Raw genomic sequence first — 11502 nt, 5'->3', positions numbered from 1 at the left:
GACATGTCTTCCGCGCCGGACGCCACGGCCGGGCGTCCCCCGACCCGCAGCACGCGGCGCAATTCAGCGGACTCCACCGTGCTCAGGAAGTTCGACCAGGACGCCACCTCGGGGTGCCGCTGCAGTAGGGCTCGCCGTTGGCGTTCCGTCATGCCGCCCCACACACCGAATTCCACATTGTTGTCCAACGCTTCTGCCGCGCACTCCCGCATGACCGGGCAGTGCCGGCAGAACGCCGCGGCCTTGCGCTGGGCGGCACCGGTGACGAAGAGGCCGTCGGCGTCCGTATCGGTGCACAACGCTCTCGACACCCACCGAGCCGGGTCGTCCGCGTCCGCGCTGCGGACCACCCCCCGGACACCCGTGCCGTAGCGTCTGCGACCGGCAAGGGTTGACACCGACATGAGCTGATCCCTTCTTCCGGCCCGAGGGCCCCCGCAGGTCAATGCGTGATTCCCCGCGATCGCGGGGCCTAAACACACGTCGAATAGGGGCGGGATCGGGGAAGGTTTCAGAACTGCTTGTGCGGCACGTCGGTCACCAGCCCGCCGTCCATGACGAACTCGCTGCCGGTCGTGTAGGACGACTCGTCGCTGGCGAGGAACAGCACGAACGTCGACACTTCCCGCGACTCGCCCGGGCGGCCCAGCGGAACGGTGACCATGTCCTCGGGCAGCTTGGCGGTCATCGGGGTGCGGATGAAACCGGGGTGTATCGAGTTGACCCGGATGTTGAATGGCGCGAGTTCCAGCGCCGCCGACTTGGCCAGGCCCCGCACCGCCCATTTCGACGCGACGTACGGATGCACCGCGGGCGCGCCGCGCAGTCCCTCGATCGACGAGACGTTGATGATCGAGCCGCCCCCGGCCTCGGTCATGGGATCGACGGCCACCCGCATGCCCAGGAAGGTGCCGGTCAGGTTGACGTCAATCACCCTCTGCCACTTGCCCAGATCGAAGTTCCTCAGCTGCCCCAGCGCCACGATGCCGGCGTTGTTGACCAACACGTTGAGCTTGCCGAATTCGCCGGTCGCCGTCGCCACCGCGGCGTCCCACTGGTCGGGCTGGGTGACGTCGAGGTGGACGTAGCGCGCCGCGTCACCGAGCTCGTCGGCCAGCGCCTTGCCCTCGTCATCGAGGATGTCGCCGATCACCACCTTGGCGCCCTCTTCCACGAGAATCCGGGCGTGCGAGGCGCCCATCCCCCGGGCGCCACCACTGATGAGCGCAACTTTGCCGTCGACCCGTCCCACCGGGACTCCTTTCGATTACGTGACTATCAGGTTGTTCGGTGCGTAAAGACCTTTGCCGGTGACCAGCGGCAGGTCGAGGGTGGTCCGGATGCCGGGCGGGGCCGCGATCACCGACGGGATGGCGTTGACGATGCGCCCGGCCGCGCCGACGATCGCGGCGTGGTTGTGGTCGCCCTTGCGGCTGCTCGGAACGACGTCGACGGCGTAGGACGGCTCCCCGGTGATTTCGACGCGATAGGAGCCGCCGCCGGAAGCCGGCTGCGGCCAGTCGGGTCGGAGGTCGGGGCGCAACCGGGTGATGTGCTCGACGACGATCGCCGGGCGGCCGCCGGACATGCCGCGGATCTCGAACTGCAGCGCGGCCATGGTGCCCTTGGCCACCGGCCCGACCGCGATCTCGAAGTCCTCGGGCGCCGGTTCGCGCTGGCACGAGTCGGCGATCTCGTCGATCTCGATGCCGAGGCCGGCCGCCAGCTGCCGGATCGCCGTCCCCCAGGCGATGCTGAGCACCCCGGGCTGCAGCAGCATCGGCATCTCGTCCAGCGGCCTGCCGAATCCCATGTAGTGCATGACCTCGGCGCCGTCGTAGGTGGCGTAGTCGGCGATCTCCATGCAGCGCACCTGCTCGATGCTTTGACAGGTGCCGGCCAGCGCGAACGGAATGAGGTCGTTGATGAAACCGGGATCGACGCCGGTGATGAAGACGCTCGAATTTCCTTGCCGCGCAGCGTCTTCGACGCGGGCGATGTACTTGCCGGGCATCACACCCCACGGGTACTGCAGCAACCCCGGCGACGATCCGACGACGTTGATCCCGGCGGCCAAGATGCGCATCACGTCCGCCATCGCGTCGGGCAGGCGGGTGTCGCCCATCGCGCAGTAGACGACGCACTCCGGCGTGGTGGCCAGGATCGCGTCGAGGTCTCCGACGGCGGCGACGCCCGTCACGGTCGCGGCGTCCAGGCCGACGCCGCACAGTTCCCCGGCATCCTTGCCGACCTTCTCCGGCGTGGAGACGCACACGCCCGTCAGTTCGAACTGCGGGTTGGTGACCAGTTCGGCCAGGGCCAGGCCCCCGACATTTCCGGTGCCGACGTGCGCGACGCGGATGGCCATCAGAGTCTCCGTCCCTCGAACGCTCGAAACGTTTCTAGACAGTAGTCCACTATTTCTCAGGCGCCTACCGAGCCCGACCCGGCACCGGGCAGAATTGAAGCGCTGTGGCACACCGCGAGGACGTCCAATTCGCATCCGGCGACGACCGGATCAGCGCGTGGCTCTATAGGCCCGCGAGCGCCGATCCGGCGCCTCTGCTGGTGATGGCGCACGGGCTGGGCGCGGTGCGCACCATGCGACTGGACGCCTATGCCGAGCGATTCAGCGCCGCCGGCTACGCCTGCCTGGTGTTCGACTACCGCAACTTCGGCGATAGCGGGGGCCGGCCGCGCCAACTGCTCGACATCAAGATGCAGCTCGCGGACTGGGCGGCGGCGGTGGCTTACGGGCGCGCCCTGGAGGGCATCGATCGGGATCGAATCGGCTTGTGGGGCACCTCGTTTGGCGGCGGCCACGTCATCGCGACGGCGGCGCGGCTGCCAAGCATCAAGGCCGTCGTGGCACAGTGCCCGTTCACCGACGGCGTCGCGTCCGCGCGCACGCTCAGCCCGGTGATCTTCGCGCGTATCGGTGCCCTGGCGGCGCGCGACCTCATCGCGGCCCGGTTCGGCCGGTCACCGGTGATGGTGGCCGCGGCGGGCAAGCCGGGTGAGGTCGCGTTGATGAACGCCCCCGACGTCTACCCCGGCTACATGCGGCTGGTCCCCGAGGGCAAAACGGTGCCGAACGAGGTCGCCGCGCGGTTGGCCCTGAAGGTCATCACCTACCGGCCGGGGCGCGCCGCCGCGAAGATCGGCTGCCCGATCCTGTTCTGCGTCTGCGAAGCCGACTCGGTGGCACCCCCGGTCCCCACCTTGCGCTACGCGGCCAAGGCGCCGCGCGGGGAGGTGAGGATGTACCCCGAGGGCCACTTTGCGATCTATGTCGACGACGCGTTCGAGCGCGTGGTGGAAGACCAGCTCGCGTTCCTCGACCGGCATTTGAAAAACGCGCCAATGTAGCCCGGGCAAACTTGCGCAAAACGCGGGATTTCCCGGCGGGACGGCTCTAGTCTCGGTCAGTACCTAATACCCACGGTCGCGGGTAAGTCCCGTGTGACCGGTCGGGGTCCCAGTCTGTGGGGAAGGACGGGGAGATGTCGCAATTAATCAGCACCCCGGACACGCTGGCCTCGGCGGCCGCAGATGTGCAAACAATCGGGTCGGCGGTCAACGCCGCCCGCGCCGGCGCGGCGGGCCAGACAACCGGTTTGCTGGCGGCGGCCGAGGACGAGGTGTCGGCGGCCATCGCGAATCTCTTCGGCGGCTATGGCCGGCATTATCAAGCGACCCTCTCCCACGCCATCACTTTCCAGGCCGAATTCACCCGGGCCCTGGAGGCCGCGGCGAGCACCTACGCCCAAACCGAGGCCGCCAACGCGGCGCTTCTCACGGGCACGTCCACCGGCACCGGCTCGCCGACGGTGGTGCAGTTGGCCCCCGGGGACCCGCTGTACGCGTTGATCATGGGCGGCACCAACAACCCCCAACCGGACCCCTTCTACGCAAACAGCGTCTACAACTCCTACATCAAACCGGTTTTCGGCTCAGCGATCGTCCAAGGCGTGTTCACGCCCGAACAGTTCTGGCCGGTGACGCCGGGCCTTGGCAACCTGACGTTCGGCCAGTCCGTCGCCAAGGGCGTCACGCTGCTGGACAACGCGATCAACTCGACGCTCTTCAACCAATCGAACAACCACGCCGTCGTGTTCGGCTACTCGCAGAGCGCCACGATCGCCACCAATGAAATACGGAACCTCATGGCCGCGGGCTCGCCCTATCAGGGTCAGTTGAATTTCACGCTGATCGGCGATCCCAACAACCCCGTCGGCGGGATCCTGGAGCGCTTCCCCGGCTTCTACATCCCGTTCCTGGACGTGGCGTTCAACGGCGCGACCCCGCCGAATTCCCCGTATCCGACGTCGATTTACACCCTCCAATACGACGGCATCGCCGACCTGCCCCAGTACCCGCTCAACCTCGTCTCCGATCTCAACGCCTTCATGGGCTACTTCTTTGTCCATGGCAGCTACCCGGACCTCTCGGCCACCTCGGTCGGCACCGCTGTCCAGTTGCCGACCTCGCCCGACTACACCGGCAGCACGAAGTACTACATGCTCATGTCCCAGAACCTGCCGCTGCTGGAGCCGATCCGCGCCATCCCCTACGCCGGCCCGCCGATCGCCGACATCTTCCAGCCGGATCTGCGGGTGCTCGTCGACCTGGGCTACGGCGACTACGGACCCGGCGCCAACTATGCGAACGTTCCGACCCCCGCCGGGCTGTTCGACCTACCGAATCCTTTCACGGTCATCCCCGACCTGGCCCTGGGCGCCGTGCAGGGTCCCTACGGCGCCGCGGTCGAAATCGGGGTGGAAGCGGGACTGTTGTCGCCGTCGTACTTCCCGAACACCTACCCGTGGGTCCCGTCGATCGATCCCGGCCTCAATGTCTCGTTCGGCCAGTCGAGCACGACGCTGCTATCTCTGTTGAGCGGAGCGACCGGCAATGTGCTGCACCTCATTCCGCCGCCCAATTTCGGCTGACTCTCGGTTGAACTACGGCCCGAGCGGGCAACTGTTGCGGATCGACTCGTCGCGGATCAGCCCCCGCAGTAGCGCGGTGCTGAACTCGGCGGCGATCTCCTTGGCGGTGCGCCGCCCGCTGGGCCGCAGCCATCGATAGCTGCCCAGCGTCATCCCGATGTAGCCCAGGGCCACCACATGCGAGTCGCACTGAAAGAACTCCCCGCTGGCGATGCCGCGGTCGATGAGCCCGTGCACGTGCTCGTAGACCTGGGCCTCCTTCTCGCGGACCTCGGCGACCTGCTCGCTGGTGAACCACTCGGTGATGTAGGGCTGCTCCTGGAAGTAGACGGCGGCCCGCTCCGGATTGGCCGCGATCCCGGTGAGCAGGCGGACGGTGTACTGGTACAGCGCCTCGCGGGCCGTCCAGGACGGATCGTCGTGCACGGCGGCCAGGGTGCCCTCGGCCGCCTGGCGGTAGATGTCGAACAGGATCAGCGACTTGCTGGCGTAGTAGTGATAGACGGTCGCCTTGTTCAGGCCGATCACATCGGCGACGTCGTCCATCCGGGTGCCGTGATAGCCGCGCGCGGCGAACAGCTTGGTGGCAACGGCCAGCAACTCCTCGCGGCGGGTCAGCCCGTTCTCGGATGGCATTCGTACTCTCTATCGTCGCTGCCGGGGCCCGGTGTCAGGCCCGGATAAGGCAAAGTACCAATCAACTAGTTGGACAGTTTAAGGCCACCGGCGCCTATCGCTTCGGCGCCTCTGCGACTACGATGATGTGTCGAACTGGTCGCGAGTCGAGAGGTGGGGACATGGATCCGAGTCCGGACTATGACGCAAGCGACGAGATCGAGTTCTTCTTCAAGTACGTGCCGTGGGGTCTGCGCGGCGTCATCGACGGCAACGGGTACCCGCCGCCGGCCTACCCGCCCGTTTAACCGCTATAGCGCTTTGAGTTCCTCGGCGACCTCGGTCACCGACTTCTTCGCGTCCCCGAACAGCATCGTCGTGCCGTCGGCATAGAACAGCGGGTTGTCGATGCCCGCGAAGCCCGAGTTCATCGAGCGCTTGAGGACGATCACCGACTTCGCCCTGTCCACGTTGAGGATCGGCATGCCGTAGATCGGGCTGGACGTCTCGTTGCGGGCCGCGGGGTTGGTGACGTCGTTGGCGCCGATGACGATGGCGACGTCGGTGCGCGCGAACTCGTCGTTGATGTCGTCCATGTCTTTCATCGCGTCGTAGTCGACCTCGGCCTCGGCCAACAGCACGTTCATGTGCCCGGGCATGCGGCCGGCGACCGGGTGGATGGCGTACTTCACCGGCACGCCCTTGTCCTCCAGCAGCGACGCCATGTCCTTGACCGCGTGCTGGGCCTGCGCGACGGCCAGGCCGTACCCCGGAACCACGATCACCTGGTTGGCGTAGGCCATCTGTATCGCCGCGTCGGCGGCCGACGTCGACTTGACGTGCTTGTCGCCGCCGCCGTCGCCACTGGGCGCCACGCCGCCGCCGCCGAATCCGCCCGCCACGATCGCCGGGATCGACCGGTTCATCGCCTTGGCCATCAGGTTGGTCAGGATCGAACCGGAGGCGCCGACGATCATGCCCGCCACGATCATCGCGGTGTTGTTCAGCGCCAGGCCGGCCGCGGCGGCCGACAGCCCGGTCATCGCGTTGAGCAGGGAAATGACCACCGGCATGTCGGCGCCGCCGATGGGCAGCACCACCATCAGGCCGAGCACGCCGGCGGCGGCCAGCAGGCCGATCATCCACCACAGCGACACCCCACCGGTGCCGGGATGCGCACCCAAGCCGATAACCACCGCGGCGGCCACCGCGCCCGCCAGCAGCAGCAGGTTGATCGGTTGCTGGGCCCTGCCGAAGCCGATCGGTGATCCCGAGATGATCTCCTGCAGCTTGCCGAAAGCGATGATCGACCCCCAGAACGAGATCGACCCGATGATCGCGGCGAACAACGACGCCACCACGATGTGCACGGTCGGGGACTCGCCATGCTGGAAGGCCGAAAAGCCGTTCGTCTCAATGAATTCCGACAGTGCGATCAGCGCGACCGTGCCGCCCCCGACGCCGTTGAAGAACGCCACCAGCTGCGGCATGGCCGTCATCTTCGTCAGCCGGGCCGGCGGCACGCCGAGCACGACCCCCACGACGAGGCCGGCGATGATGAGCACCCACGACTCGGTGTGCCGGATCTTGATCAGGGTTGCGGCGACCGCGATGGCCATGCCCACCGCGGCGATCAGGTTCCCCCGCACCGCCGTCTTCGGGCCGGTGAGGCCCATCAGGCCGTAGATGAAGAGCGCGAACGAGATGATGTAGAGGACGGTGACGAGGTAGTTCATTTCGCCGCCGGCTCCTCAATCTTCGCCGGGGCGCGTTTTTTGCCCTTGAACATGCCGAGCATCCGGTCGGTGACGATGAAACCGCCGATGACGTTCAGCGTGCCGAACACCACCGCGACGAACAGGATGATCTGCACGGCGAGCGAGGGGTGCTCGACTTCCCCGAAGACCACCAGCGCGCCCAGCACCACGATGCCGTGGATGGCGTTGGTACCCGACATCAGCGGCGTGTGCAGGGTGTTGGGCACCTTGGAAATCACCGCGAACCCGACGAATCCCGACAGGACCAGGATCGCCAGGTTGGCCAATAGCTCGTCGTACATTTAGTCCTCTCTAACCGGCCGCGGGGGTCCGGGTGACGCAGGCCGCGGCGACGACCTCGTCGTCGAAGTCGGGCGCCAGCTTGCCGTCGGTGATCAACAGGTCCAGCAGCGCGGTGATGTTCTTGCTGTAGAGCTCGCTGGCATGCTCGGGCATCGTCGCCGGCAGGTTCAGCGGCGCGGCGATGGTGACGTCGTGCTTGACCACCGTCCGCCCCGGCTCCGTGAGTTCACAGTTGCCGCCGGTCTCCCCGGCCAGGTCCACCACCACGCTGCCCGGCTTCATCGCCTCCACGGCGGCGGCGGTCACCAGCCGCGGGGCGGGCTTGCCCGGCACCAGCGCCGTGGTGATCACCACGTCGAAACCGCTGATCGCCTTTTCCAGCGCCTGCTGCTGCTGGGCCCGTTCGTCCTCGGTGAGCTCGCGGGCGTACCCGCCCTCCCCGGCCGCTGTGATTTTTGAGATGCCCACGTCCAACCATTGCGCACCCACCGACCGCACCTGATCGGCCACCTCCGGACGCACGTCGTACCCGGAGGTTCGCCCGCCCAGCCGTTTGGCCGTGGCGAGCGCCTGCAGCCCGGCGACCCCGACACCGAGCACCAGCACGGAGGCCGGCTTCACGGTGCCCGCCGCCGTCGTCAGCATGGGGAAAAACCGGGTCGACTCCGAGGCCGCCAGCAGCACGGCCTTGTAGCCGGCCACGTTGGCCTGCGACGACAGCGCGTCCATCACCTGGGCCCGCGAGATCCGCGGGATGGCCTCCAGCGCGAACGCCTGCACACCGGCATCGGTGAGCGCGCCGATCAGGTTGTCGGGATTCCGCGGAGCCAGGAAGCCGATCAGCGTCTGCCCGCGGCGCAGCCTGCCGACCTCGTCCGCCGTCGGCGGTGCGACCTTGACGACCACGTCGGCGGCCCAGGCGTCGCCGATGCTGGCCCCCGCCTCGGTGTAGAGCTCGTCGGGAAGCAGGGCGCCTTCGCCCGCACCCGCCTCGACCACCACCGCCACACCGCTGTCGACCAGCGACGCGACCGCCTTGGGGACCAACGCGACGCGCCGCTCGTCGGTCCCGGACTCGGCGACCACCCCCACCGTCGTCTGCGCATCTGTCATGGCGCCTACATCCACTTCCTTATGTCTTTGGCTTGCCGCAGACACCCTAACCGCCGTCACCAAAGCGGGATATCTTGCCCGTGCTCGGATGCGGGGCGGGAGCCGAAGTACCGGCGCTCGGACTCATCGATCGGCACGTCGTTGATGCTGGCTTCGCGGCGCGCCATCAACCCCGACGGGCTGAATTCCCACAGCTCGTTCCCGTAGCTGCGGTACCACTGACCGCTGTGATCGTGGCACTCGTACTGGAACCGCACGGCGATGCGGTTGCCGTGGAAATCCCACAGGCTCTTGCGCAGCGAATAGTCGAGTTCACGCTCCCACTTGCGGGTCAAGAACGCGACGATCTCCTCGCGGCCGACGACGTGTTCGCCGCGGTTCCGCCAGTGCGAGTCGGGCGTGTAGGCCAGGCTGACCCGCTCGGGATCGCGGGTGTTCCAGGCGTCCTCGGCTGCCTGGACCTTTTGCATCGCCGTTTCATAGGTGAACGGCGGGAACGGCGGGCGGGATTCGGTCATGACGTACATCGTGCTCGACGGGAATCCCGACACATAAACGTCTGCGACGACACGCCGGCGCCACTCGCAACCGCTGATCTCTCGCGCGCCGGCGACCTGAAAGAACGCGTCACCCCGCGTGTCCTATCGTGACGGTCATGGACTTCGCGATGTCGGCCAAAGCCAGCGACTACCACAAGCGACTGTCCGACTTCATGATCGAGAACGTCTTCCCGGCCGAGGCCGCATACGACAAATACCGTCACGAGGCCGGCCCGACTGACCACACCGTTCCGCCGGTCATCGAGGAACTCAAACGGAAGGCCAAACAACAGGGACTGTGGAACCTGTTCCTACCGGCCGAGTCGGGCCTGACCAACCTCGAATACGCCCCGCTGGCCGAACTGACGGGCTGGAGCCTCGAGATCGCGCCCGAGGCGCTCAACTGCGCCGCGCCGGACACCGGCAACATGGAAACGCTGCACTTGTTCGCCACCGAGGAGCAGCGCCAGCAGTGGCTGGAGCCGCTGCTGGCCGGCGAGATCCGCAGCGCCTTCTCGATGACCGAGCCGGCGGTCGCCAGCAGCGACGCCCGCAACATCGAGACCTCCATCCAGCGCGACGGCGCCGACTACGTCATCAACGGCCGCAAGTGGTGGACGTCCGGGGCGGCCGACCCGCGCTGCAAGATCCTCATCGTGATGGGCCGCACCAATCCGGAGGCGGCCAGCCACCAGCAGCAGTCGATGGTCTTGGTGCCCATCGATACCCCTGGCGTGACCGTCGTCCGCTCGACCACCGTCTTCGGCTACCAGGACCAGCCCGGGCACTGCGAGATCATCTACGACAACGTCCGCGTTCCGGTCACCAACCTGCTCGGCGAGGAGGGCGGGGGCTTCGCGATCGCCCAGGCCCGGCTGGGTCCGGGCCGCATCCACCACTGCATGCGGGCGCTCGGCGGCGCCGAACGCGCGCTGGCCCTGATGGTGGACCGGGCGAACAACCGCGTGGCGTTCGGCCGTCCGCTGGCCGAGCAGGGTGTGGTGCGCGAGGCAATCGCCAAGTCCCGCAACGAGATCGATCAGGCCCGCCTACTGTGCCACAAGGCGGCGTGGACGATCGACCAGCACGGCAACAAGGCTGCCCACACGTTGGTCTCGCAGATCAAGGCGGTGGCGCCGCAGGTGGCCTGCGACGTGATCGACCGCGCGATCCAGGTGCACGGCGCCGCCGGCGTCAGCGAGGACACGGTGCTCGCCCGGTCGTACGGCTGGCACCGGGCCATGCGCCTCTTCGACGGTCCCGACGAGGTGCACATGCGTACCATCGCGCGCGCCGAGATCGGCCGGGAGAAATCCGGGCTCGCCGCGGCGGTCACCACGCATGCCTGAAGCCGTCCGAGAACTGTCCGGCGCGTGGAACTTTCGTGACGTCGCCGACGGTGTTGCCGCGCTGCGGCCCGGACGGCTGTTCCGTTCCGGTGAGCTGAGCCGCCTCGACGACGAGGGCCGGGCAACGCTGCGACGGCTCGGGATCACCGACGTCGCAGACCTGCGCGCGTCCCGCGAGGTTGCCCGGCGCGGCGCGGGGCTGGTGCCCGACGGCGTCGAGATCCACCTGCTGCCGGTTCCCGATTTGTCCGACCAACCCGACGATGAGCAGGCCGACGGGGCCGCGCCGCACGAAGAGGCCTTCCAGCGGCTGTTGCGGGGTGAATCCGACGGCTCCGAGGAGTCGGTGAACGACACCGCCGTCCGCTTCATGACCGACGAGTATCGCCAATTCCCGACGCGCAACGGGGCGCAGCGCGCGCTGCACCGTGTCATTACGCTGCTGGCCGCTGGGCGCCCGGTGCTCACGCACTGCTTCGCGGGCAAGGACCGCACCGGCTTCGTCATCGCGACGGTGCTGGAGGCCGTCGGCATCGATCGCGACGCCATCGTCGCCGACTTCCTGCGCAGCAACGACGCCGTGCCCGAGTTGCGGACGCACATCTACGAAATGATCCAGCAGCGCGGCGACACCGAGCTGACCCCGGAGGTGGTGACCTTCACCGAGGCGCGGCTATCCGACGGGGTGCTCGGCGTCCGGCCGGATTACCTCGCCGCCGCCCGCCAGGCGATCGACGACGAATTCGGTTCGCTGGGCGCCTATCTCAAGGATGCCGGCATCACCGAGGCCGACCTCGACCGCCTGCGCGCCGCGCTGCTCGGCTGAGCCGACCGCCGCCGGTCGCACGCTGGGCCCAAACGCCGGACAGGATCG

The 11502-nt window shown here is 67.7% G+C and carries 12 protein-coding genes and 1 pseudogene; 5 read left to right on the top strand and 8 right to left on the bottom strand.

Translation table 11 applies throughout. The features are described from left to right. Positions 1 to 86 precede the first annotated feature (86 nt). The 3 genes and pseudogenes from BN4348_RS56355 to BN4348_RS56345 all read right to left on the bottom strand — a co-directional run. A pseudogene (locus BN4348_RS56355) lies at positions 87 to 404 on the bottom strand (WhiB family transcriptional regulator); the annotation flags it as partial. 107 nt (positions 405 to 511) lie between these two features. Next, positions 512 to 1252, bottom strand: a complete 741-nt coding sequence (locus BN4348_RS56350) for a glucose 1-dehydrogenase (RefSeq protein ID WP_066917331.1) — start codon at positions 1250 to 1252, stop codon at positions 512 to 514. Positions 1253 to 1267: 15 nt separating this feature from the next. After that, entirely contained in the window at positions 1268 to 2368 is a 1101-nt protein-coding gene (locus BN4348_RS56345) for an NAD(P)H-dependent amine dehydrogenase family protein (protein ID WP_066917330.1), read from the bottom strand. A 104-nt stretch (positions 2369 to 2472) separates the two neighbouring features. On the opposite strand from BN4348_RS56345, the gene BN4348_RS56340 reads away from it, so the two are divergent. After that, positions 2473 to 3369: an alpha/beta hydrolase gene (locus tag BN4348_RS56340; protein WP_066917329.1), complete on the top strand. Its 897-nt coding sequence runs from the start codon at positions 2473 to 2475 to the stop codon at positions 3367 to 3369. 134 nt (positions 3370 to 3503) lie between these two features. Next, complete coding sequence (locus tag BN4348_RS56335; RefSeq protein WP_066917328.1) at positions 3504 to 4952, top strand: PE family protein; 1449 nt, start codon at positions 3504 to 3506, stop codon at positions 4950 to 4952. Positions 4953 to 4964: 12 nt separating this feature from the next. Here BN4348_RS56335 and BN4348_RS56330 read toward each other — a convergent pair whose 3' ends face one another. Next, positions 4965 to 5588, bottom strand: a complete 624-nt coding sequence (locus BN4348_RS56330; protein ID WP_066917327.1) for a TetR/AcrR family transcriptional regulator — start codon at positions 5586 to 5588, stop codon at positions 4965 to 4967. Between the two features lie 161 nt (positions 5589 to 5749). Here BN4348_RS56330 and BN4348_RS56325 point away from each other — a divergent pair, with 161 nt between their 5' ends. Next, on the top strand, positions 5750 to 5875 hold the full coding sequence (locus BN4348_RS56325) for a hypothetical protein (protein ID WP_096866230.1): 126 nt from the start codon (positions 5750 to 5752) through the stop codon (positions 5873 to 5875). Positions 5876 to 5878: 3 nt separating this feature from the next. Here the strand turns inward: BN4348_RS56325 and BN4348_RS56320 are convergent, their stop codons facing one another. From BN4348_RS56320 to BN4348_RS56305, 4 genes are read right to left on the bottom strand one after another with little or no spacing between them, the layout of a single operon-like run. After that, a complete protein-coding gene (locus BN4348_RS56320; RefSeq protein ID WP_066917326.1) occupies positions 5879 to 7303 on the bottom strand; it encodes an NAD(P)(+) transhydrogenase (Re/Si-specific) subunit beta in 1425 nt (474 codons plus the stop codon). Beyond that, the gene (locus BN4348_RS56315) at positions 7300 to 7626 is read right to left on the bottom strand and encodes an NAD(P) transhydrogenase subunit alpha (RefSeq protein ID WP_066917325.1); all 327 of its coding nucleotides are present in this window, start codon (positions 7624 to 7626) and stop codon (positions 7300 to 7302) included. The genes BN4348_RS56320 and BN4348_RS56315 overlap by 4 nt, the downstream gene beginning before the upstream one ends. 10 nt (positions 7627 to 7636) lie before the next feature. Then, positions 7637 to 8740 (bottom strand): Re/Si-specific NAD(P)(+) transhydrogenase subunit alpha, encoded by a 1104-nt coding sequence (locus BN4348_RS56310; RefSeq protein WP_066917324.1) that lies wholly within the window; start codon positions 8738 to 8740, stop codon positions 7637 to 7639. A 56-nt stretch (positions 8741 to 8796) separates the two neighbouring features. Next, complete coding sequence (locus BN4348_RS56305; protein WP_066917368.1) at positions 8797 to 9258, bottom strand: nuclear transport factor 2 family protein; 462 nt, start codon at positions 9256 to 9258, stop codon at positions 8797 to 8799. A gap of 149 nt (positions 9259 to 9407) precedes the next feature. On the opposite strand from BN4348_RS56305, the gene BN4348_RS56300 reads away from it, so the two are divergent. Continuing rightward, positions 9408 to 10628: an acyl-CoA dehydrogenase family protein gene (locus tag BN4348_RS56300; RefSeq protein WP_066917367.1), complete on the top strand. Its 1221-nt coding sequence runs from the start codon at positions 9408 to 9410 to the stop codon at positions 10626 to 10628. Next, on the top strand, positions 10621 to 11454 hold the full coding sequence (locus BN4348_RS56295) for a tyrosine-protein phosphatase (RefSeq protein ID WP_066917323.1): 834 nt from the start codon (positions 10621 to 10623) through the stop codon (positions 11452 to 11454). Before BN4348_RS56300 ends, BN4348_RS56295 begins: the two co-directional genes overlap by 8 nt. Positions 11455 to 11502: the final 48 nt, after the last annotated feature.

Source organism: Mycobacterium interjectum, assembly GCF_900078675.2.
GTDB classification, from domain to species: Bacteria; Actinomycetota; Actinomycetes; order Mycobacteriales; family Mycobacteriaceae; genus Mycobacterium; species Mycobacterium interjectum.
The sequence above is the reverse complement of the archived record's forward strand: the minus strand, read 5'-3'. Positions and strand labels throughout refer to the sequence as shown.